This window comes from Kribbella flavida DSM 17836, assembly GCF_000024345.1.
Classification (GTDB): domain Bacteria; phylum Actinomycetota; class Actinomycetes; order Propionibacteriales; family Kribbellaceae; genus Kribbella; species Kribbella flavida.
On record NC_013729.1, the window covers coordinates 3,862,299 to 3,884,210 of the forward strand.

19 protein-coding genes are annotated in these 21,912 nt (G+C 70.8%); 7 read left to right on the forward strand and 12 right to left on the reverse strand.

The genetic code is table 11. The annotated features are described in order from the left end of the window. Positions 1-9 precede the first annotated feature (9 nt). The 3 genes from KFLA_RS17850 to KFLA_RS17860 all read left to right on the forward strand — a co-directional run bounded on the left by KFLA_RS17850 (position 10) and on the right by KFLA_RS17860 (position 2,796). Positions 10-762, forward strand: coding sequence for a glycerophosphodiester phosphodiesterase family protein (locus tag KFLA_RS17850; RefSeq protein WP_012921208.1), 753 nt, complete (start codon positions 10-12; stop codon positions 760-762). Positions 763-815: 53 nt separating this feature from the next. Next, positions 816-2,189: an MFS transporter gene (locus KFLA_RS17855; protein ID WP_012921209.1), complete on the forward strand. Its 1,374-nt coding sequence runs from the start codon at positions 816-818 to the stop codon at positions 2,187-2,189. Positions 2,190-2,409: 220 nt separating this feature from the next. Then, positions 2,410-2,796, forward strand: a complete 387-nt coding sequence (locus KFLA_RS17860) for an RNA polymerase-binding protein RbpA (protein WP_012921210.1) — start codon at positions 2,410-2,412, stop codon at positions 2,794-2,796. A 373-nt stretch (positions 2,797-3,169) separates the two neighbouring features. Here KFLA_RS17860 and KFLA_RS17865 read toward each other — a convergent pair whose 3' ends face one another. The 7 genes from KFLA_RS17865 to kdd all read right to left on the reverse strand — a co-directional run bounded on the left by KFLA_RS17865 (position 3,170) and on the right by kdd (position 11,292). After that, on the reverse strand, positions 3,170-3,727 hold the full coding sequence (locus tag KFLA_RS17865) for an FxsA family protein (protein WP_012921211.1): 558 nt from the start codon (positions 3,725-3,727) through the stop codon (positions 3,170-3,172). 33 nt (positions 3,728-3,760) lie between these two features. After that, positions 3,761-5,329, reverse strand: a complete 1,569-nt coding sequence (gene lnt, locus KFLA_RS17870; protein WP_012921212.1) for an apolipoprotein N-acyltransferase — start codon at positions 5,327-5,329, stop codon at positions 3,761-3,763. Positions 5,330-5,928: 599 nt separating this feature from the next. Continuing rightward, positions 5,929-6,318 carry a 3-aminobutyryl-CoA ammonia lyase gene (gene kal, locus KFLA_RS17875; RefSeq protein ID WP_012921213.1) on the reverse strand — a complete coding sequence of 130 codons (390 nt, stop codon included), beginning with the start codon at positions 6,316-6,318 and terminating at the stop codon, positions 5,929-5,931. Next, positions 6,315-7,073, reverse strand: coding sequence for a lysine 5,6-aminomutase subunit beta (gene kamE / locus KFLA_RS17880; RefSeq protein ID WP_012921214.1), 759 nt, complete (start codon positions 7,071-7,073; stop codon positions 6,315-6,317). The genes kal and kamE overlap by 4 nt, the downstream gene beginning before the upstream one ends. Next, complete coding sequence (gene kamD, locus KFLA_RS17885; protein WP_012921215.1) at positions 7,070-8,638, reverse strand: lysine 5,6-aminomutase subunit alpha; 1,569 nt, start codon at positions 8,636-8,638, stop codon at positions 7,070-7,072. Before kamD ends, kamE begins: the two co-directional genes overlap by 4 nt. Then, on the reverse strand, positions 8,635-10,236 hold the full coding sequence (locus KFLA_RS17890) for an amidohydrolase (protein ID WP_012921216.1): 1,602 nt from the start codon (positions 10,234-10,236) through the stop codon (positions 8,635-8,637). The genes kamD and KFLA_RS17890 overlap by 4 nt, the downstream gene beginning before the upstream one ends. 3 nt (positions 10,237-10,239) lie before the next feature. Next, positions 10,240-11,292 (reverse strand): L-erythro-3,5-diaminohexanoate dehydrogenase, encoded by a 1,053-nt coding sequence (kdd, locus tag KFLA_RS17895; protein ID WP_012921217.1) that lies wholly within the window; start codon positions 11,290-11,292, stop codon positions 10,240-10,242. A gap of 154 nt (positions 11,293-11,446) precedes the next feature. Between kdd and KFLA_RS17900 the strand changes: the two genes are divergently transcribed. Both KFLA_RS17900 and KFLA_RS17905 read left to right on the forward strand, forming a co-directional pair. Continuing rightward, positions 11,447-12,919, forward strand: coding sequence for a KamA family radical SAM protein (locus tag KFLA_RS17900; RefSeq protein WP_012921218.1), 1,473 nt, complete (start codon positions 11,447-11,449; stop codon positions 12,917-12,919). A 101-nt stretch (positions 12,920-13,020) separates the two neighbouring features. Beyond that, entirely contained in the window at positions 13,021-13,710 is a 690-nt protein-coding gene (locus tag KFLA_RS17905; protein WP_012921219.1) for a class I SAM-dependent methyltransferase, read from the forward strand. Here the strand turns inward: KFLA_RS17905 and KFLA_RS17910 are convergent. Continuing rightward, positions 13,707-14,147, reverse strand: coding sequence for an Lrp/AsnC family transcriptional regulator (locus KFLA_RS17910; RefSeq protein WP_041290212.1), 441 nt, complete (start codon positions 14,145-14,147; stop codon positions 13,707-13,709). The genes KFLA_RS17905 and KFLA_RS17910 overlap by 4 nt on opposite strands. Before the next feature lie 83 nt (positions 14,148-14,230). Here KFLA_RS17910 and KFLA_RS17915 point away from each other — a divergent pair, with 83 nt between their 5' ends. Together KFLA_RS17915 and KFLA_RS17920 are read left to right on the forward strand one after the other, a co-directional pair. Continuing rightward, positions 14,231-15,157 carry a 5'-3' exonuclease gene (locus KFLA_RS17915; protein ID WP_012921221.1) on the forward strand — a complete coding sequence of 309 codons (927 nt, stop codon included), beginning with the start codon at positions 14,231-14,233 and terminating at the stop codon, positions 15,155-15,157. A gap of 49 nt (positions 15,158-15,206) precedes the next feature. Continuing rightward, complete coding sequence (locus KFLA_RS17920; protein WP_012921222.1) at positions 15,207-16,412, forward strand: M20 metallopeptidase family protein; 1,206 nt, start codon at positions 15,207-15,209, stop codon at positions 16,410-16,412. 16 nt (positions 16,413-16,428) lie between these two features. Here KFLA_RS17920 and KFLA_RS17925 read toward each other — a convergent pair whose 3' ends face one another. From KFLA_RS17925 to KFLA_RS17940, 4 genes are all read right to left on the reverse strand, one after another. Next, positions 16,429-17,322, reverse strand: coding sequence for an RNA polymerase sigma-70 factor (locus KFLA_RS17925; RefSeq protein ID WP_012921223.1), 894 nt, complete (start codon positions 17,320-17,322; stop codon positions 16,429-16,431). 192 nt (positions 17,323-17,514) lie between these two features. Continuing rightward, positions 17,515-19,572 (reverse strand): ABC transporter ATP-binding protein, encoded by a 2,058-nt coding sequence (locus KFLA_RS17930; RefSeq protein WP_012921224.1) that lies wholly within the window; start codon positions 19,570-19,572, stop codon positions 17,515-17,517. Beyond that, positions 19,569-21,302 carry an ABC transporter ATP-binding protein gene (locus KFLA_RS17935; RefSeq protein WP_012921225.1) on the reverse strand — a complete coding sequence of 578 codons (1,734 nt, stop codon included), beginning with the start codon at positions 21,300-21,302 and terminating at the stop codon, positions 19,569-19,571. The genes KFLA_RS17930 and KFLA_RS17935 overlap by 4 nt, the downstream gene beginning before the upstream one ends. Beyond that, positions 21,302-21,907 (reverse strand): TetR/AcrR family transcriptional regulator, encoded by a 606-nt coding sequence (locus KFLA_RS17940; RefSeq protein ID WP_237706530.1) that lies wholly within the window; start codon positions 21,905-21,907, stop codon positions 21,302-21,304. The genes KFLA_RS17935 and KFLA_RS17940 overlap by 1 nt, the downstream gene beginning before the upstream one ends. Positions 21,908-21,912: the final 5 nt, after the last annotated feature.

Consider the following 21,912-nt stretch of genomic DNA (forward strand, 5'->3'; position numbering starts at 1 on the left):
CTTTCGCGTGTGTACCCCTACCTCGACCACGAGGGGCCGATCGCGATGGCCCACCGCGGCGGCGCGTTGCACCCCGACAACGTCGGCTACGAGAACTCGCTGCGGGCCTTCGGGCACGCGGTGCAGCTCGGCTACCGGTACCTCGAGACGGACCTGCACGCCACCCGCGACGGCGTCGTGGTCGCCTTCCACGACCACCGGCTGGACCGGGTCACCGACCGGACCGGCGTGATCGCCGAGCTGCCCTGGTCGGAGGTGCGCAAGGCCCGGATCAACGGGCACGAGCCGATCCCGCTGCTGACCGACGTACTGGAGCAGTTCCCCGGCGTCCGGCTCAACCTGGACGTCAAGGCCGACAACGGGGTCGGTCCGGCCGCCGCCGTGCTGCGCGACACCGGCACGGTGGACCGGGTCTGCGTCTCGTCGTTCTCCCAGGCCCGGGTCCGGCGGATCCGGCGCGAGCTCGGTCCGCGGCTGGCGACCGGGTTCGGCCAGCAGGAGATCGCCCGGCTGCGGTTCGCGCCGTTCCGGCTCGACTCGCCCGGCGCGTGCCTGCAGATTCCCGAGGTCTACGGCCGGATCCGGGTGCTGACGCCGGGGTTGCTGCGCCGGGCCCATGCCCTGGGCAAGCAGGTGCACGTCTGGACGGTGGACGACCCGGCCGCGATGCACCGGCTGCTCGACGCCGGCGTCGACGGCATCATCACCGACCGCACCGACGTACTGCGCGATGTTCTGCTGGCCAGAGGTCAGTGGAGCTGAAGTGTTATCCGCGTCGTCACCGCGAGGAACCCGTTCCTGACAAACTCCTCCGCATGGGATTCCTGTCCGCCCCGGCGGCCGTCGACAAGCGCGAGTACTGGGGCTTCAGTCTCTACGACTGGGCGAACTCCGGCTACGTCACCACCACCGGCACGGTGCTGTTCGCGCCGTACCTGACCTCGGTGGCCGAGACCGCCGCCTGCGGCCGGGTCGGGACGACGGACGACCCGTGCCGGACCAACCTGGAGATCCTCGGCCTCGGCATCGCGCCCGGCTCGCTCGCCTTCTACGTCGTGACCGTGGCGACGCTGGTGTCGGCGCTGTTCCTGCCGGTGGTCGGCGCGATCGCGGACCGGTCGCCCCGCAAGAAGGTGCTGATGTGCGGGTTCGCGTGGACCGGCGCGCTCGCGGCCAGCTGCATGGTGTTCGTCACCGACGGGCGGTGGGCGCTCGGCGCGCTGCTGCTGTTCATCGGCAACCTGTGTCTGGGCTCGTCGATGGTGGTGTACGACTCGATCCTGGTCGACATCGCACCGCCCGACGACCGCGACGACGTGTCGTCGCGGGCCTGGGCGTTCGGCTATCTCGGCGGGTTCATCCTGCTCGCGATCAACCTGGCCGTGGTCACCGCGCACGACGCGCTCGGCCTGAGCCAGGGCGACGCCGTCCGGCTCAGCCTGCTCAGCGCGGGCCTGTGGTGGGGGTTCTTCACCTTCGTCCCGTTCGTGAAGCTGCGGAACCGGCCGCCGGCCGGGGTCGTCCCGGTCGGCGGCGGCTCGATGGTCCGGCAGAGCTTCGGCCAGCTCGGCGCGACCTTGCGGCACCTGCGCTCGTACCCGATGACGCTGCTGTTCCTGGTCGCGTACCTGTTCTTCAACGACGGCATCCAGACCGTCATCTCGGTCTCGTCGACGTACGGCGAGAAGCAGCTCGGCTTCGAGACCCAGGTGCTGATCGCGACGATCCTGCTGGTCCAGTTCGTCGCGTTCTTCGGCGCGATCGGCTTCGGCCGGTTCGCCCGCCGGTACGGGTCGCACCGCACGATCATGGGCGGCCTGGTGGTCTGGATGGCGATCGTGGTCGCCGGCTTCGGTCTGCCCGAGCGGCAGATCGTGCCGTTCCTGGCGATGGGCGTCGCGATCGGCATCGTGCTCGGCGGTACCCAGGCGCTGTCCCGGTCGGCGTACAGCCAGCTGATCCCGAAGGGCCGCGAGGCGGAGTACTTCAGCCTGTACCAGGCCGGCGAGCGGGGCACCTCCTGGCTCGGCACGCTGGTCTTCGGGCTGGTCCACCAGCTGACCGGCTCCTACCGGCCGGCGATCGTCGCACTCGGGCTGTTCTTCGTCGTCGGCCTGGTCCTGCTGTCCCGCGTCGACATGCGCCGCGGCATCGCCGAGGCCGGCAACACTCAACCCACCATCGTGTGAACCTCGACCTGAACTTGAGATAGAGGCTTGTCGCCACCGACGGTGAGCGGCCGCCGCCCGGCTGAGTGTGGTCCGCGACACACAGTGATCCGTGAACGGTCGATGACAGCGGGTCACGCCCCGCTCGTCAGGTGCGAACATATGGCTCGGGCATGCCAAAATGGGAATGATCCGAGCCGGCCGACCGTTGGCACGGATGACGAAATCTCGGAGGTTTGACATGTCTAATCGCGTTCTGCGTGGTTCGGGGCTGGGTGGGGTCAGCTTCGAGGACGACCGTGGCGTCGAGTTCGCGCCGCGCCAGATGATCAGCTACGACTGCCCGCGGGGGCACGTGGTCGAGGTCACGATGGCGCACGACGCCGAGGTGCCCGCTGTCTGGGAGTGCCCACACTGCGGCAGCGAAGCCGCTCGGTCGACCGGAGAGAAGCCGGAGCCGAAGCAGGAGAAGCCCGCCCGGACGCACTGGGACATGCTGCGTGAGCGCCGGAGCATCTCCGAACTGGAGGAACTGCTCGCCGAGCGCGTCCAGCTCCTCCGCAACGGCGAGATCGGCCCGGCGCACCTGCACCGGGCCCGCAACACCTCGGGCAAGCGCACCGCCTGACCCCCGCACGACCCAGAACGGGCCGGACCGCACCCGCGGTCCGGCCCGTTCGCCGTGTCCGGCCGAACGCTGCCGGCGCCACCCCCGACCTTGAGCACCCGCCAGCCACCCGTACGCCGATCCCGTGCCTGCCCGGCGCCCAAAGTCGCAACACCCGAGTCGACACGGACCACACGACGACCTTGAGCACCCACCAGCCACCCGTACGCCGATCCCGTGCCTGCCCGGCGCCCAAAGTCGCAACACCCGAGTCGACACGAACCACACGACGACCTTGAGCACCCACCAGCCACCCGTACGCCGATCCGGTGGCTGGCGGGTGCTCAAAGTCGGATCGGTGGGGCTGGTGACGGCCGGACGGGCTGTCCCGGGGTCAGGGCGTCGGGCGGGGCGGGGTGTCGGGGTCGATGACCTCGCCCTGGACGACGTCGTCGTTGCGGCGGCGCTGGGCCTCGGCCTGGTCGGGCGTCGGCGGGCGGTAGGTGCCGGGCATGAAGCCGGTGATCGGGTTGCCGCCGAGCTGGGCGACGATCCGGCGGCCCAGGAACGCCGACAGCGCCCGGCGAGCCAGCGGGCGGGTGAACGGCAGCACGAAGAAGAAGCCGACGACGTCGGTGACGAAGCCGGGCGTGAGCAGCAACGTGCCGCCGACCAGCAGCAGCGCGGCGTCGGCGAGCTCCTTGCCGGGCATCCGGCCGGTCTCGGTCGCCCCGCGCAGGGCGTTCCACGCACGGCGGCCCTCGCGCTTGATCAGCCAGGCGCCGAGCGCGCTCTCCACCAGCAGCAGCGCGACCGTGGGCCAGCCACCGATCACCTGACCGACCTGGATGAGCACGTAGATCTCGACGATCGGCACCACCAGCAGCGCGACCGCGACGAACCAGGGCAGACCGCGGGTCTTCCGCGCGGGACTACCGGACACCTTGCTCACGCTGCACCTCTCCCACTCTCCGCGCCGACCACGTCAGACCGGTACCTTCTCAGCGCTGGGGGTCGCGACCGGCGGAGTCCCCGGATCCGCCGGACGGCGGTTACGGCGAGCGGCCAGCGCCAGCACCGCTCCGATGATGCCCAGACCGGTCAAGATCCACTGCGGCCAGCCACCGAGCCGGGTGGCCAGGGTCTGCGCGTCCCGGACCGGCACCGAGGCGACGTACACGTCGGGCACGAACTGCCCCGACTTGTGCTCGACGGTACCGTCCGGGCGGACCACGCCGGAGATCCCGGACGTCGACGCGATCAGCACCGTCCGGCCGGTCTCGATCGCCCGCATCCGGGTGATCGCGAACTGCTGCTCCGGCTGCCCGGTGCCGCCGTACGTCGCGTTGTTGGTCTGCACGACGAGGATCTGGGCCCCGCCCTTGGCCAGGTCGGAGACCACGCTGTCGTACGCGAGCTCGAAGCAGATCAGGTCGCCGTACAGCACCCCGTTGATCGGCATCAGCCCGGGCCCCACCCCGGGCGCGGTCTGCCGGCCGACCATCTCCAGCCGCTTGATGTACGGCAGCAGCTGGTCGCGGAACGGGATGTACTCCCCGAACGGCACCGGGTGCCGCTTCGCGTAGCGCTGGCCCGGACCGGTGGCCGGGTCCCAGACGATGCCGGTGGTCTGGCGTTCGTTCGGGCCGGGGCCCTCGGTCACCGCGCCGACCAGGATCGGCACCTTCACGGCCTGGACGGCGGTTTCGATGTCGCGGCGGGTCTCGGGATCCTTGTACGGGTCGATGTCGGTCGAGTTCTCCGGCCAGATCACCAGGTCCGGCTTGACCTGCGAGCCGGCCTCGACCTGCTTCTGCAGGTCCAGCGTCGCGGTCACGTGGTTCTTGGTCACGGTCCGGGCGCGGCCGAGGAACTCCAGGCCCTTGCCCGGCACGTTGCCCTGCACCATCGCCGCCGTGACCGACTTGCCGTTGCCGTCGGTGGGCAGCGAGATCAGGAAGCTCACGCCGACGATCGCGAGGCCGGCGACCAGCGCGACCGCGCGCAGCCCGAAGCCGCTGCGGCGGCGCAGGACGGCGGCGTAGGCCAGCACGCCGAGCAGCGCGACGACGAAGCTCAGGCCGGCGATGCCCACCACCGCGGCGAGCCTGCCGAGCGGCGAGTCGGTGAACGCCCAGGCCAGCCGCCCCCACGGGAATCCGCCGAACGGCACCGACGCGGTGGCGAACTCGGTGGCGACCCACAGGCACGGGATCCACAGCATCCACAGCTTGTGCTTGAGCACCTGGGACGCCAGCGCGCCGAAGACGGCGTAGAACAGGCCCTCCAGGATCGCCAGCGCGATCGCGGCGTCCCCGCCGATCACGCTCAGCCACGGGACCAGGACGGCGTAGTAGGTGATGCCGAACCCGGCACCGACCAGGATGCCGCCCTTGACCGACACCCCGTTCAGCGCGGCCAGGAACAGCGGCACGGCGACCACAGCGAGCCAGGGGTAGTCGTGCGGCTCGAACGCCAGCCCGAGCAACGCACCGGCGCCCACCGCCACCAGGATCCGCGGCACCAGCCGCACCAGAGCCCTCAGCCGCTCCACTCTCGGGTACCCCCTCGCCTCACCGTCCGGCCCGTGCCGGTCGCACGACGGTACAACGTGCGGCGGACCCGGAAGGATCCGGTCGGTGACGCAGAGGTGTCCACGAGCACGACGAGCCGACCGCGACTCCACGGTAGCGCTCACGCCAAGCCAGGGCCGGAGCAGTTACGGCCGAAGTCAGGAACCGGGGCCCGAACGAGAGGAAAGAGGCTCGGTGACCCTTCGGACCAACCGGCGGACCCGCTGGATGCGAGCCGCCCGGCTGTTGTCTACTGGGTACCGAGCCTCTTCCACCTCTGCCCCGCGGGGGGCTGTCCACCGGCGATCTCAGCCCCCGTCGACTCAAGCCTGGCACTGGCGTGGTCAGCGTCGCGGGATCATCCGGTGGCCGAACTTCGTGTGTCCGTTGCGGGAACGTGTTCTGACGACTCCCAAAACGATGCTCGCTCGCGGCGGCGCTGTCAACCTCTGCGCCGCCTCTTCAAGGCGTTGTAACACTATTGGCCGTGCTCGGTGAATCAACGAGCCCAGGCCCGGCCGGGTCACGTTACAGAGCGGTCTCGGCACGCAAGGTGATCGTTACCTACGGCAACCAATCGTCACCCGACCGGTACGACGACCGTCCCGGTCGCGCGGGTGATCGGCAACGGCTCGGCCAGCACCTCGGCGGCCGACGCGGACTTGTCCGGCCGCCCCCGGCACACCACGCTCGCGGCGAACTGGAGCTCGCGGCTCCGGGTGCCGACCCGGGAGATCGTCGCGGTCACCTCGACCACGTCGCCGGCCCGCAGCGGCTGCAGGAACTGCACGTCGGAGTACGACGCGAACAATCCCTCGTCGCCGTCGGCCCGGATGCACAGCTCGGTCGCGACGTCGCCGAACAGGCCGAGCACGTACGCCCCGTCGACCAGGTGGCCGGCGTAGTGCGCGTGGCCGTAGGGCACGTAGCGGCGGTGGGTGACGGTCAGGCCGACCTCGGCCTTGCTCATGCGCTTCTCCTGTTCGGGGTGCGGACCCGGCGGGTGACCAGGGTGTCGACCAGGTAGCTGGCCACCTCGCCCGGCGTGGTGCCGCGGCCGAAGACGCGGTCGACGCCCAGCTCGGCGGCCATCTGCTCGGTGAAACGGGGGCCGCCGGCAACCAGCACGGGACGGGAGTCCTCGGGGTAGGCCTCCCGGAAGGCGGCCGACATCTCCTTGGTGTTCAGCACGTGCGCCTCCCGCTGGGTGACCACCTGCGAGACCAGGATCGCGTCGGCCTTCTCCGCCTTGGCGCGGCGGACCAGCTCCGGCACGGCGACCTGGGCGCCGAGGTTGACCACCTTCAGCTCCCGGTAGTACTCCAGGCCCTTCTCCCCCGCGAAGCCCTTGATGTTCATGATCGCGTCGATGCCGACGGTGTGCGCGTCGGTGCCGATGCAGGCGCCGACCACGGTCAGCCGGCGGCGCAGGCCCTTGCGAATCGCGAGATTGGCGTCCTTGGGCGACAGCAACGGATAGTCGCGCTCGATCACCTCGACCTGGTCGGTGTCGACCAGGTGGTTCACCGGGCCGTAGACGACGAAGAAGGTGAAGTCCGGGCCCATCGCCTTGGCGTGCACGACCAGTGCCGGGTCCATGCCCATCTTGTTGGCCAGCTGCACCGCCGCGCCCTCGGCCCGCTTGTCGTGCGGGATCGGCAGCGTGAACGACAGCTGCACCATGCCGTCGCCGGTGGTGTCGCCGTACGGCCTGATGATGCTCACTGCGCCTCCTCGAGCAGCTCGATCGCCGGGTTGTAGTACGCCGCGGAGCGCCGCGCCACGCCGTCCAGGCCGCGGCCGGCGTCCTGCGGGCGCTTCATCAGCCCGAAGGTGCCGTCGCCGATCGCGTTCAGCAGGCCGTCGTCGACGATCGTGTCCAGCAGCTCCACCGACTCCGCCAGCACCTGCCGGGCCCGGTTGGCGATGAAGCCGTCAGGCGCCGGGTGGAAGTCCTCGTGAAGGTTGCCCGCGGCACCTAACACGTAGCGGACGTTCTGCAGCGCCAGGTCCCGGTCGGAGATCCACGGGGTGACCACGGCTTCGGTCATCATGCCGACCAGCAGGATGCCCTGCCCGGTCATCGCGCCGGCCAGGTTGAAGAACCCGTCCAGCAGGTAGCCGCGGAACACATCGCCGGTCATGTGCCGGGTCGGCGGCATCCACTTCAGCGGCGCGTCCGGGAACAGCTGTCGGGCCAGCATCGCGTGCGCCAGCTCGAGCCGGAACGAGTCCGGGATCTCCGGGGTGATCTCGAAGGCGTGGCCGAGACCGAGCTGCCAGTCCTGCAGCCCGGCCTCCTTGGCGAAGTACTCGTTCAGCAGCTGCGACACCGTCACCGTGTGCGCGGCCTCGACGGCGTCCGCGGTGGTCAGGTAGTTGTCCTCGCCGGTGTTGATGATGATTCCGGCGCGGGCGTGGATCTGCCGGCTGAAGCGCTGGTCGACGAAGGTCCGGATCGGGTTGATGTCGCGGAACAGGATGCCGTACATCGAGTCGTTCAGCATCATGTCCAGCCGCTCCAGCCCGGCCAGCGTCGCGATCTCCGGCATGCACAGCCCGGAGGCGTAGTTGGTCAGCCGGATGTAGCGGCCCAGCTCGCGCGACGACTCGTCGAGCGCCGCGCGCATCAGCCGGAAGTTCTCCTGCGTCGCGTACGTCCCGGCGAAGCCCTCCCGGGTCGCGCCCTCCGGCACGTAGTCGAGCAGCGACTGCCCGGTCGAGCGGATCACCGCGATGATGTCCGCGCCGGCCCGGGCGGCCGCCTGCGCCTGCGGAATGTCCTCGTAGATGTCGCCGGTCGCGACGATCAGGTAGATCCACGGCCGCTGCTCCGGATCACCGTGCCGCTTGATCAGCCGGTCCCGCTCCCGCCGCCGCGCGTCGACCCGCTTGAGCCCGGCGGCTGCCGCCTTACGCGCCGCCGCCCGCGCCCGGACGGCGTCCCGTCCCTCCGGCAGCCGGAACGTCACCGAGCCCGACGCCGCCTTCTGCGCCAGCACGGACAGGTCCTCGGCCTCGCCGCGGACCAGCGCGTCCCAGACCGGCAGCGCCAGCCCGTGCTCGAGCCCGACGTCGGCCCGGACGGTGTCGGCGAGCCGGTTCACCCACGGGATGCCCTCGGTATCGGCCCCGGCCAGCCCCGCCAGCCGCAGGACGGCGCGCTCGACCGACACGGTCGTGTGCTGCCGGGCGATGTTCACGATCGGCCGCCCGGCCTTGCGGGCCAGGCTGCGGGCCTTGCGCACGGTGACCGGGTCGAGGTCGAGCTTCTTCACGGCACGCGTCACGACGACCATCCTTCGGATTCGTACACCGGCCGACCACCGACGGCGGTCCGCAGACAGCTGGGAACAGCTGCTTCGTCACTGAGGTCCGGCAGCACCGGTACGCCGGCCCGCGGGTCGGTCGACCAGGCGGCGACCCGCTGGTCCGGCGTCTGCACGACCAGCTCCGCGTCGCTCTGCCACACCGCGTACGTCGCGGCGGCGCCTGGTGCGAGCACGCCCGCGTCGTCGATGCCCGCGGCGCGCCAGCCACCCCGGGTGTGCGCCTGGAAGGCGGCCCGCACGGTGATCCGCTCGCTCTCGGTGTGGTGGAACGCGGCCGCCCGGACGGCCTGCCAGCCACCGAACGCCGTCACCGGCGCGTCGGACCCGAAGGCGAGCACCACCCCGGCCCGCGCGAGCGAGCCGAACGGGTTCATGCCCTGCCAGCGGTCGCCGACGCGCTCGGCGTACATGCCGTCCGGTCCGCCCCAGTGACCGTCGAACATCGGCTGCACGCTGGCCACCACACCGCATCGGGCGAGGGTGGCGATGGCCGCCTCGTCCGGCATCTCGACGTGCTCGAGCCGGTGCCGGGCGGCGACCAGGGCCGGTACGCCGACCTTCTCCGCGGCCAGCTCGAACCCGCGGGCGATGTTGTCGAGGGCAAGGTCCCCGATGCAGTGGAAGCCCGCCTGTACGCCCTTCCCGGTGCACGCGACGACGTGCTCGGCGATCTGCTCGGCCGTCAGGTACGCGTGCCCGCGGTGGTCGGGGCGATCGGCGTACGGCGCCCGCAGCGCGGCGGTGCGTGAACCGAGGGCGCCGTCGGCGTTCAAATCACCGGCCAGCCCGGCCAGCCCGTACTCCGTCACGTTGCCGAAGACGCCGGGCTCACCCCAGTAGAGGGTCGCCGACAGACCGAGCTCCTCGGCCGCCTGGCGGACCAGCGGAAGCTCCCACAGCGGCCCGATGTGCGGCGCCGCCATCTCGTGGAACGCCCCGATCCCCCGCTCGGCCATCGCCTTGACGGCGGCCCGGGCATCGACCAGCCGCTGCTCGGGGCCGATCAGCTCACTCAACGCATCCCGTACGGCGTGGTGGGCGTCGCGTTCCACCCGGCCGCTCGCGTCGTACCCGGCGTGCCCGGCCAGTCCGTCGACGGCAGCGGCGAGTGCGGAGGAGATGACGCCGGAGTGACCGTCGACGCGGGACAGGTAGACCTTGCGGCCCCCGGCGGCGCGATCCAGCTCCTCGGCCGCCGGCGGGCGACCCTCGGGCCAGCGGGTCTCGTCCCAGCCGGCGCCGTCGATCACGGCGTCCGGGCCGAGCGTGGCAGCGAAGCTGGACAGCCGGTCGAGAGCCTCGGTCAGGCTGGTGGCGCCGACCAGGTCGAGGCCGGTCAGCAGCGCGCCGGTCTGGGCGGTATGGACGTGGGCGTCGACGAACGCCGGCGTGACGAGCTTGCCGCGCAGGTCGATCACCTCGTCCGCGCCGCTCGCGTACGAGACCGCGCCGGTGTCGTCGCCGAGCCAGCTGACCACGCCGTCGTCGAAGGCGATCGCGGTCGCGTGGGGGTCGGCGGGTGAGTAGACGGAACCGTTCGTCAGAAGTGTGCGCACGGGCTAATCCTGCCCCTCCGCCTGCAGCCTGCCCTCGAAGAGCCGCCGGACACCTGGTTCGGAGCGCAGCAGCTCGAGCGCGTAGTCGGCGTGGCCGGGCACGTACCCGTTGCCGACCAGCATCGTCACGTCGGCCGCCAGCCCTTCGGCGCCGAGCGCGGCGGCGGAGAACGAGGTCGCCATCGAGAAGAAGATCACCGTGCCGCCGGACGCCGTCGCGAGCACCGCCCCGTGCTCGCAGCCCGGCACGTCCACGCAGACCACGGTGAGGTCCGCCGGTCCCCCGGCCGCCTCCACCGCGGCCGCGAGCGCGACCGGGTCCCGGGCGTCGGCCAGCGCGACCACGTCAGCCAGGCCGGCGGCATCGAGCCGCTCCCGCTCCGCCTCGACCGGCACGATGCCGATCGTCCGGGACGCGCCGGCGCGCCGGGCGGCGGCCAGCGAGAGCGAGCCGCTTTTGCCTGCGCCGCCAACTACTGACACGACAGGCTTTATGCCTTTGTCGACATACTGAGCGACCACGCGCGCGGTCAGCGCGGGGGCGCCGCACACGTCCATCACGGCCAGCGACAGCTCCGGAGCCAGGTCGTCCGGCAGCTTCGCCACGATCGACCGCGCGAACAGGATCGCGTGCCCTTCGGCCGGAACCTGCTCGCTGCGACCGTCCCAGCGCCGCAGGCCGTCGGTGATCCGCAACGGGGTCAGGGTCAGCGAGACCAGCGTGGCGACCCGGTCCCCCGGCCGGACGCCGAGCGGCGACTCCGGGCCGACCTCGTCGACGACGCCGACCAGCATGCCGCCGGAGCCGGTGACCGGGTTCTGCATCTTGCCGCGCTGCTCGACGATGCCGAGCACGGCCTGCTTGACCGCCTCGCCGTCGTGCCCGTGCGCCTCGGCCAGCTGGCGGTACGACGCGGCGTCCAGGTTGAGTCGCTCGACCGCGATCCGGACCTCGTCCGGCCAGAGCTCGGGATGCGCGTCCAGCCGGGCCGCCGCCTGGGGCAGCACGCCGGCCGGTTCGATCACGCGATGCAGTCCGACGGGACTCGACGACACGGAACCTCCAAGGGTCGCGGCCCGGACGGGCCGGGCAAAATACTAGCGATAACCATCCTGAACGGAAATCTTGCGGCATACTGATGGATCTGGAGGAAGTTCTATCGCTATCCTCGCAGATGACCGTATCGCCAGAGGAGCCCCCGGAGGACTCGTGACCGATCTGCTCAGCCCGTCCGACCTGATCGGCAGCGACGGAGGACCGGAAAACGGCCAGCCGTACGCGTACCGGCGGGCCGACCTGGTCGAGCCGGACTGGACCCGGCTGCCCGGCTGGAAGGACGTCACCGCGGAGGAGTGGCGTTCGGTGCAGTGGCAGCGCTCGCACTGCGTGAAGAACGTGAAGCAGCTGCGCGACGTGATGGGCGACCTGCTCGAGGAACGCGTCTACGAGGACCTCACCCGCGACCAGGCCGAGCGCGCGACGATGTCGATGCTGCTGCCGCCGCAGATGCTGAACACGATCGTTCCCCAGGGCGCGGCGGACTACACCGAGGCGTTCTACGCCGATCCGGTCCGGCGGTACATGCTGCCGATGTTCACCGACCGGCGCACGGACTGGCCGTCGCACCCGCACGCGACCCGGGACTCGCTGCACGAGCACGAGATGTGGGCCACGGAGGGGTTGACCCACCGCTACCCGACGAAGGTGCTGGCCGAGGTGCTGCCCACCTGCCCGCAGTACTGCGGGCACTGCACCCGGATGGACCTGGTCGGCAACTCGACGCCGGTGATCGACAAGCTGAAGTTCACCATCAAGCCGCAGCAGCGGCTGGACGACATGCTCGACTACCTGCGGCGGACACCGGGTGTGCGCGACGTCGTCGTCTCCGGCGGCGACGTGGCGAACATGCCCTGGCCGCGGCTGGAGGCGTTCCTGACCAGCCTGCTGGAGATCGAGAACATCCGTGACATCCGGCTGGCCACGAAGGCGCTGATGGGCATGCCGCAGCACTGGCTGTCCGACGACGTCCGGGCCGGCGTCGAGCGGGTCGCCACCATCGCCCGGCAGCGCGGCGTGATGGTCGCGATGCACACCCACGTGAACGCAGCCCAGTCGGTCACGCCGCTGGTGGCCGAGGCAACCAAGGCGATGTTCGACGCGGGTCTGCGCGACGTCCGCAACCAGGGCGTGCTGATGCGCGGCGTGAACGACTCGGTCCCGCAGCTGCTCGACCTGTGCTTCGCGCTGCTCGACGGCGCCACGATCACGCCGTACTACTTCTACATGTGCGACATGATCCCGTTCTCGGAACACTGGCGGGTCTCGGTGAAGGACGCCCAGCACCTGCAGCACGGCATCCTCGGCTACCTGCCCGGCTTCGCCACCCCGCGCATCGTCTGCGACGTCCCGTACGTCGGCAAGCGCTGGGTCCACCAGCTGTCCGACTACGACGAGGTCCGCGGCATCTCGTACTGGAAGAAGAACTACCGCACCGGCATCGAGCAGCAGGATCCCGAGGCGCTGAACCGCACCTACGAGTACTACGACCCGATCGACACCCTGCCCGCCGAGGGCCAGGAGTGGTGGCGCACCCACGCCGGCGACTCGATCGCCGCGGCTACCGCGCAGGCCGCCGCTTCCCGCTCGGCCGCCGAGTCCCAGAAGCTGCTGCAGATCGGCTGATCCGGGGCATCTCGTCGCTGCCGGCGTGCAGGGGTCGTCGGCAGCGACGGGACGACCGGCCCGGATGTCGCGTCCGGCCGGGCGCCGATTACGCTCCGCTGGTGACCGAACACCTTGCCGCCACGAGGTCGTCGTACGACAACGTCGCGGACGCCTACCACGAGCTGGTCAAGGACCGGATGGCCGGCAACCCGATGGAACGCGCGATGCTGACCGCGTTCGCCGAGCTGACCGGCGACCCGATCGCGGACCTCGGCTGCGGCGCCGGGCGGACGACCGCCTACCTGAAGGCCGTCGGCTGCGACGTGTCGGGCATCGACCTGTCGCCGAAGATGGTCGAGCTGGCCCGGAAGAACTGCCCGGGCGTGCGGTTCGAGATCGGCTCGATGACCGACCTGGCGTTCAAGGACGGCGAGCTGGGCGGCGTCCTGGCCTGGTACTCGACGTTCCACATCCCGCGGGCCGAGCTGCCCGGGCTGTTCGGTGAGTTCGCGCGGGTCCTGCGGCCGGGCGGGCGGGTCCTGATCGGGACGCACTCGGGCCAGGACGAGACGCTGCAGCCGCAGAAGGCGTACGGGCTGCCGGTCAGCTACACGGCCTACCTGTACCGGCCCGAGGTGATCACCGAGGCGCTGGAGAAGGCCGGGCTTACCGTCACCGCGCAGCTCACCGAGCCCGGCAACCGGCCGGGGCGCGGGTACGCGGCGTTCTTCGCGCAGAAGAGCAGCACCGAGGCACCGGCGGCGAAAACGACCGCCGAGCCGGCCGCGGATCAGGCGGCGGGCGGCTAGAGCGCCGGCGGGCGGCGTTCGTACGGCGTACTGAGCACGATCGTGGTCGTGGTGGAGACGTTCGCGCGGGCGCGGATCACGGCCAGCAGCTCCTCCAGCGCGCCGGGCGTGGCAACCCGGACGATCAGCACGTAGCTGGAGTCCCCGGCCACCGAGTAGCAGGACTCGATCTCGCGCACGTCGCGCAGCCGCTCCGGCGAGTCGTCGGGCTGCGACGGGTCGATCGGCCGGATCGAGATCAGCGCGGTCAGCGGAAGGTCCAGCGCGCTGTGGTCGATGGTTGCCGCGTACCCCAGGATGATGCCGCGCTGCTCCAGCCGCTTCACCCGCTGGTGCACGGCCGACGTGGACAGGCCGGTCGCCTTGCCCAGGTCGGTGAAGCTCATCCGCCCGTCCGACGCCAGCAACTGCACGATCTTGCGATCCAGGTCCTCCACGCTGGAGACCCTACTGCCCTCGCCCGTCGGCATGAAAGCATCCACCCATGCCAGTGAACTCTTCGCCGACGCCCCAGCGGCTGATGCTGCTCGACACCGCCTCGCTGTACTTCCGCGCCTTCTTCGGGGTGCCGGACACGATGAAGGCCGCCGACGGTACGCCGACCAACGCGGTCCGCGGGCTGCTCGACTTCATCGCCCGGCTGGTCGAGAACCACCGGCCGACCCAGCTGGTGGCGTGCTGGGACGACAACTGGCGGCCGTCCTGGCGGGTCGCGCTGATCCCGTCGTACAAGGCGCAGCGGGTCGAGTACGTCGCCACCGGCGGCGAGCAGGTCGAGGACGTGCCGGACCGGCTCGAGGTCCAGGTGCCCTACATCCGGGCCTGCCTGGACTCGCTCGGCATCGCCATCGCCGGCGCCCCCGACCACGAGGCCGACGACGTGATCGGCACCCTGTCCCACCGCGCGACCACTCCGGTCGACGTGGTCACCGGTGACCGCGACCTGTTCCAGCTGATCGACGACACCCGCGGCGTCCGGGTGATCTACACCGCCGCCAAGGGCGTGGGCCGGGCCGAGGTGTACGACGAGAAGGCGCTGCTGGCCAAGTACCAGGTCCCGGCCGGCCGGTACGCCGACTTCGCCACCCTGCGCGGCGACGCCTCCGACGGCCTGCCCGGCGTCAAGGGCATCGGCGAGAAGACCGCCGCCTCACTGGTCACGGCGTACGGCGGGCTGGCCGAGATCCGGGCGGCCGCGGCCGACCCGGCGACGCCGATGTCGCCGTCGGTGAAGCGCAAGATCCTCGACGCGGCCGACTACCTCGACGTCGCACCGAAGGTGGTCGCGGTGGCGACCGACGCGCCGGTCAGCGCGTTCGACCCCGACCTGCCGACCGAGGTGGCCGACCCGCAGCGCTGGCTCGACCTGGTCGAGCTGCTCGAGCTCGGCGGCAGCGCCCAGCGGGTGATGGCCGCGCTGAACCTCGGGCCGAAAACCACCGGCTGAGCACCACGGCGCCGACAGCACCGATCACCTACTCCTGGAGGACCTCCGAGTGAGCCGCACCCTCGAACTGGCCGAGCGTTTCCGTTCCGACATCGTGCAGCTGCGCCGCGCGCTGCACCAGGTCCCGGAGTACGACCTGGAGCTGCCGAAGACGCAGGCACTCGTGCTCGAGGCGCTGGACGGGCTCGACCTCGAGATCACCGTCGGCAAGGAGCTGACGTCGGTCACCGCCGTCCTGCGCGGCCGTGCGCCGGCGGCCGGCCCGCGTCCGGTCGTCCTGCTGCGCGGGGACATGGACGCGCTGCCGGTCAGCGAGCGCGTGGACGTGCCGTTCAGGTCCCGGCACCTCGGCATGATGCATGCCTGCGGCCACGATCTGCACGTGGCCGGCTTGGTCGGCGCGGCGAAGATCCTGCACGAGCTGCGCGACGAGCTCGCCGGCGACGTGGTGTTCATGTTCCAGCCGGGTGAGGAGACCACCGGCGGCGCCCCGATCATGATCCGCGAGGGCGTGCTCGACGCGGCCGGGCGGCGGGCGGACGCGGCGTACGGTCTGCACGTCGGGGCGGCTCGCGAGCCGTTGGGAAGGTGGAGCAGCAAGCCCGGCTCCTTCATGGCCGCCGCCGACCAGCTGCACGTGCGGGTCGTCGGCGCCGGCACCCACGGGTCGACGCCGTACCGGGGCAAGGATCCGATCCCGGTGGCCTGCGAGATGGTGACCGCGCTGCAGACGATGATCACCCGGCAGTTCGACGTGTTCGACCCGGTGGTGCTCACCGTCGGGCGGATCGCGGGCGGCACGAAGGAGAACATCATTCCCGACGACGCGGTCTTCGACGCGACGGTCCGGACCTTCTCCGAGCAGACCCGGGCGAAGGTGCAGGAGACGTCGACGCGGCTGGTCGAGGCGATGGCCGCCGCGCACGGACTGACCGCCGAGGTCCGCTACGACATCGGCTACCCGGTGACGGTCAACAACGCGGCGGAGTACGAGTTCGCCCGCGGCACGATCGTCGACCTGTTCGGCGCCGACCGCTTCCACGAACGCGCCAACCCGCGGTGCGGCGCCGAGGACATGTCCTACGTGCTCAACGAGGTCCCCGGCGTCTACCTGAACCTGAGCGCCTGCGGCGCGACCGACCCCGAGGCCGCCGCCGACAACCACTCCCCCTTGGCCGACTTCGACGACTCGGTCCTGCCCGACGGTGCGGCCCTGCTCGCCGAGCTCGCCGTACGCCGGATCGCCCGCGGCTGAGCGCGGCCGGCGGGGTTCAGCGCAGGGTGAGGGTGGTCTCGGTTTCGATCCGGGTCAGCTTCGCGGGGTTGCGGACGTAGTACAGGCCGGTGACGCCGGTGTCCTCGACGCGGAGCGCCAGGATGCCGTCGATCTCGCCGTCCAGCCGGAGAAGCAGGGCCGGATTGCCGTTCACCTCGGTGAGGCCGGTCGTGATGACGCCCGGATCCTTGCCGAGACCACCGGCCAGCAGCCGGACCACCCGGTCGGCGCCGACCACCGGCCGCAGCGCCGCCTGCTTCACGCCACCACCGTCGCCGATCAGCACGACGTCCGGTGCGAGCACGTCGAGCAGCCCCTGCAGGTCCCCGGTTTCGAGCGCGCGCTGCATCGACTTCAGCGCCGCCCGGGTCCTGCTCGCCGGCACCGCCGCCCGCGGCCGCCGGGCCTCGACGTGCCGCCGCGCCCGATGCGCGATCTGCCGAACCGCGGCCGGCGTCTTGCCGACCGCAGCGGCGATCTCCGCGTAGCTGACGTCGAACGCCTCCCGCAGGACGAACACCGCGCGCTCCGTCGGCGTCAGCGTTTCGAGGACCAGCAGCAGCGCCATCGACATGCTCTCGGCCAGTTCCACGTCCTCGGCCACGTCCGGCGAGGTGAGCAGCGGTTCGGGCAACCACGGCCCGACGTACGCCTCCTTGCGCCGCTTCAACGTACGCAGCCGGTTGAGCGCCTGCCGGGTGGTGATCCGGACCAGGTACGCGCGCTCGTCGCGTACCTGGTCCAAATCGACGTCGATCCACCGCAGCCAGGTCTCCTGCAACACGTCCTCGGCGTCGGCCGCCGACCCGAGCATCTCGTAGGCGACCGTGAACAGCAGGTTGCGATGGGCAACAAACGTGTCGGTCGCCGGGGTGGTGGCGTCGCTCATCTCTGGCTCCTCAGCCGCGTTGTCCGCCTCGGCTCACGACACCGGAGGCATTCTCAAGACACCAGGAACCAGCGAATTGTGACACAGCGTGAGACAGATCACGCGGGATCGCGGTGCACTTCCCGCAGCGAACGACGGCCACGCGGCAAGCAGCCGGAGGGCGCCATCCACCTCGGCGCCCTCCGGCCAAGCTCAAGCCCGAACCCCCGCCACCGGAGCCGCCTCAACCTCCTGGTCCACGTCCACGATCGCCCCCGCGAACTGCGCGTTGTAGAGCCGGGCGTACGCCCCGTCCGCAGCCAGCAGCTCCAGATGCGTGCCCTGCTCGACGATCGAGCCGCTCTCCATCACCAGGATCAGGTCCGCGTCCCGGATCGTCGACAACCGGTGCGCGATCACGAAGCTGGTCCGGTCCGACCGCAGCGCCGCCATCGCGCGCTGCACGAGCACCTCGGTGCGGGTGTCGACCGAGCTGGTCGCCTCGTCCAGAATCAGCAGTTGCGGATCCGCCAGGAAGGCCCGCGCGATCGTGAGCAGCTGCTTCTCGCCGGCGCTGACGTTGCTGCCTTCCTCGTCGATCACCGTGTCGTACCCGTCCGGCAGGCTGTGCACGAACCGATCCACGTACGTCGCCTTGGCGGCCGCCAGCATGTCCTGCTCGGTCGCGTCCAGGTTGCCGTACAGGATGTTGTCCCGGATGGTGCCGCCGAACAGCCAGGTGTCCTGCAGCACCATCCCGATCCGCGAGCGCAGGTCGTGCCGGGTGAGCTCGGTGATGTCGACGCCGTCCAGGGTGATCCGGCCGCCGTTGAGCTCGTAGAACCGCATGATGAGGTTGACCAGCGTGGTCTTGCCGGCCCCGGTCGGCCCGACGATCGCGACCGTCATCCCCGGCTCCGCGACCAGCGACAGATCGCTGATCAGCGATCTGTCCGGCGTGTACGAGAACGACACGTGCTCGAACTCGACCCGCCCGCGCGCCTGCGTCACCTTCGCCGGGGTGGCGTCGTCCGGCACCTGCTCCTCGGCGTCCAGTACTTCGAAGACCCGCTCGGCCGAGGCGACCCCGGACTGCAGCAGGTTCGCCATCGAGGCGACCTGGGTGAGCGGCTGGGTGAACTGCCGGGAGTACTGGATGAACGCCTGCACGTCACCCAGCGACATGGTGCCGGAGGCGACCCGCAGGCCGCCGACCACCGCGATCACCACGTAGTTCAGGTTTCCGATGAACATCATCGACGGCATGATCAGCCCGGAGATGAACTGCGCGCCGAACGCTGCCTGGTACAGCTCCTCGTTCTTCCGCGCGAAGCTCGCCTCGATCTCGCGCTGCCGGCCGAACACCTTGACCAGTTCGTGCCCGGTGAAAGCCTCCTCGATCTGGGCGTTGAGCGCGCCGGTGTGCCGCCACTGGGCGACGAACCGGGCCTGCGAGCGCTTCGCGATGACCGCGGTGAGGATCATCGAGATCGGGATCGTGACCAGCGCGATCAGCGCCAGCAGCGGCGACACCACGAACATCAGCGTGACGACGCCGATCACCGTCAGCAGCGAGGTGAGCAGCTGGCTGAGCGTCTGCTGCAGGCTGGTCGAGACGTTGTCGATGTCGTTGGTGACGCGGCTGAGCAGCTCACCGCGCGGTGCGCCGTCGAAGTAGCTGAGCGGCAGCCGGTTCAGCTTGTCCTCGACCTCGGACCGCAGTTCGAAGACGGTGCGCTGGACCACGCCGTTCAGGATGTAGCCCTGCAGCCAGGACAGCAGGAAGGCGCCGACGTACAGGCCGAGCACCAGCAGCAGCACGTTGCGCAGGGCATCGAAGTCGATGCCGACGCCGGGGATCAGGTCGATGCCGCTGAGCAGGTCGGCGTACCGGTGGTTGCCCTGGGCCCGCAGACCGTCGATGACCTGCTGCTTGCTGGCGCCGCTCGGCAGCGTCTTGCCGATGGCGCCGGCGAAGATGATGTCGGTCGCGCGGCCGAGCAGCTTCGGCCCGAGCACGGACAGGCCGACGCTGCCGATCGCCAGCAGGATGACGCCGAACACCTGCACCCGGTGCGGCCGGAGCCGGCGCAGCAGGCGCTTCGCCGACGGCCCGAAGTTCATCGACTTGTCGCCGGGGATTCCTCCCGGCGGGCCGAATCCCCGGTTCGCCACCGGCCGCTCGGTCGCCTTGACCGTCGCCGCGCCGGACTGTTCCTCGGTAGGGCCGGCGGCCGCGGTGGTCACCGGCGGCGGCTTCTGCTCGCTCATGCTGCCTCCTCCGCGGAACGCTGGGACTCCACGATCTCGACGTACGTCGGACAGCTGCGGAGCAGTTCGTCGTGCGTGCCCTTGCCGACGATCGCGCCGTCCTCGAGAACGACGATCTGGTCGGCGCCGATGATCGTGGACACCCGCTGGGCCACGATCACCACGCACGCGTCGGCCGTGACCGGCGCCAAGGCGGCGCGCAGCCTGGCGTCGGTCGACAGGTCGAGCGCCGAGAACGAGTCGTCGAACAGGTAGATCTCCGGCTTGCGCACCAGCGCCCGGGCGATCGCCAGCCGCTGCCGCTGACCGCCGGACACGTTGGTGCCGCCCTGGGCGATCGGCGCGTTCAGCTGCTCCGGCATCGCCTCGACGAAGTCCTTGCCCTGGGCGATCTCGAGCGCGTGCCACAGCTCCTCGTCGGTCGCGTCCGGATTCCCGTACCGCAGGTTGCTGGCGACCGTCCCGGAGAACAGGTAAGGCCGTTGCGGCACCAGGCCGATCCGCCGCCACAGCGCGTCGGGCTCGATGTCGCGCACATCGACCCCGTCCACCAGGACCCGGCCGGCAGTGGCGTCGATCAGGCGCGGCACCAGCGACAGCAGCGTGGTCTTGCCCGCGCCGGTGCTGCCGATGACGGCCGTCGTCTGCCCCGGCGACGCGGAGAAGCTGAGATCCCGCAGTACGGGCTCGGCGGCGCCGGGGTACCGGAAGCCGGCGTTCTCGAAGACGAGTTCGCCGCGGCCGGTGAAGGCGGTGATCGGGGTGACCGGCGGGCTGACCGACGACTTGGTGTTCAGCACCTCGCTGATCCGGTCGGCGCAGACCGCGGCGCGCGGCACCATGATCATCACGAACGTCGCCATCATCACCGAGAACAGGATCTGGATCAGGTAGCTGATGAACGCGGTCAGGGCACCGACCTGCATCGCGCCGCTCTGCACCCGGGACGCGCCGAACCAGAGCACGGCCACGCTGGACGCGTTCAGGATCAGCATCACCACCGGGAAGACCAGCGCCATCAGCCGCCCGGCCCGTACGGCGGTGTCGGTGAGCGCCGCGTTCGCCGCGCCGAACCGCTCGATCTCGTGCGGCTCGCGGACGAACGCGCGCACCACCCGGATCCCGGTGATCTGCTCGCGCAGCACCCGGTTCACGCCGTCGATGTTGACCTGCATCGCGCGGAACTGCGGCACCATCCGGCTGGCGATCAGCCCGATCGAGACCGCCAGCAACGGGACGGCGACGGCCACCAGCCAGGACAGCCCGACGTCCTCGCGGACCGCCATCACGATGCCGCCGACCATCGTGATCGGCGCGGAGACCAGCATCGTGCAGGTGGTGACCACCAGCATTTGGACCTGGGTGACGTCGTTGGTGCTGCGCGAGATCAGCGTCGGCGCGCCGAACTGGTTCACCTCGCGGGCGGAGAAGCTGCCGACCTGGTGGAAGACCGCGGCCCGGACGTCGCGGCCGAACAGCGCGGCGGTCTTGGCGCCGAAGTAGACGGCGAACACGGTGCACAGGATCTGCACCAGGCTGACGCCGAGCATCCAGCCACCGGTCCCGACGATGTAGCCGGTGTCGCCCCTGGCCACGCCGTTGTCGATGATGTCGGCGTTCAGGCTGGGCAGGTAGAGGGAGGCGATCGTCCCGATCAGCTGCAGGACGACCACCAGGGTCAGGTTGCCGGCGTACGGACGCAGGTGCGTACGCAACAGGCGAAGAAGCATCAGTGGTCCCCGGGTTCGTGGTGGCGGACACCGTCGAGGGTGAAGTCGACGATCTCCTCGGCGGTCATCGGCCGACCGTCCGAAATCAGTGGGTGGGTGGCGGAGAAGGTGAGCAGCCGGAGCCGGTGCACGACCTCCTCGGGCGTGAACCGGAGCTGGTCGGCGTCCGGCCGCAGCAGGTCGGCGAAGATCCGGTCGACCTCCTCGGCGTCGGCCTTGCGCCGGGCGGCGTCCTCGGGATCGGCGCCCTTGAGCTGGGGCGGTCGCTGCAGCCGCATCGCGAACATCAGCTTGAAGACGGCGCGCAACCGGCGCTGGCTGATCTCGACCCCGGCGATCATCCGCTCCCGCAGCGGCAGGCCCGGGTCGATGTCGCGCAGCAGGGCCAGCAGCGGGCCCGCGTCGAAGACGGTCTGCATCACTGCCTGGACCAGCGCGTCCTTGTTGCCGAACGCACGGAAGATCGTGCCTTCGGCAACACCGGCCGCCGCGGCGAGCCGGCGCGTGCTGACGTCAGGGCCGTGCTCCTCCAGCAGCGGCAGCACCGCAGCGACGATCGCCGCGCGGCGGGCGTCGGGAGGCATCGGGGTCGCTCGTGGGCTCACCCGGG

Bases quoted from the DNA above. Each gene is read 5' to 3' on its own strand.
- KFLA_RS17855 (WP_012921209.1), top strand. From the start codon at position 816: ATGGGATTCCTGTCCGCCCCGGCGGCCGTCGACAAGCGCGAGTACTGG.
- kal (WP_012921213.1), bottom strand. From the start codon at position 6,318: ATGAGCAAGGCCGAGGTCGGCCTGACCGTCACCCACCGCCGCTACGTG.
- KFLA_RS17930 (WP_012921224.1), bottom strand. From the start codon at position 19,572: ATGAGCGAGCAGAAGCCGCCGCCGGTGACCACCGCGGCCGCCGGCCCT.
- KFLA_RS17935 (WP_012921225.1), bottom strand. From the start codon at position 21,302: ATGCTTCTTCGCCTGTTGCGTACGCACCTGCGTCCGTACGCCGGCAAC.
- KFLA_RS17860 (WP_012921210.1), top strand. From the start codon at position 2,410: ATGTCTAATCGCGTTCTGCGTGGTTCGGGGCTGGGTGGGGTCAGCTTC.
- KFLA_RS17915 (WP_012921221.1), top strand. From the start codon at position 14,231: ATGCTGCTCGACACCGCCTCGCTGTACTTCCGCGCCTTCTTCGGGGTG.
- KFLA_RS17925 (WP_012921223.1), bottom strand. From the start codon at position 17,322: ATGAGCGACGCCACCACCCCGGCGACCGACACGTTTGTTGCCCATCGC.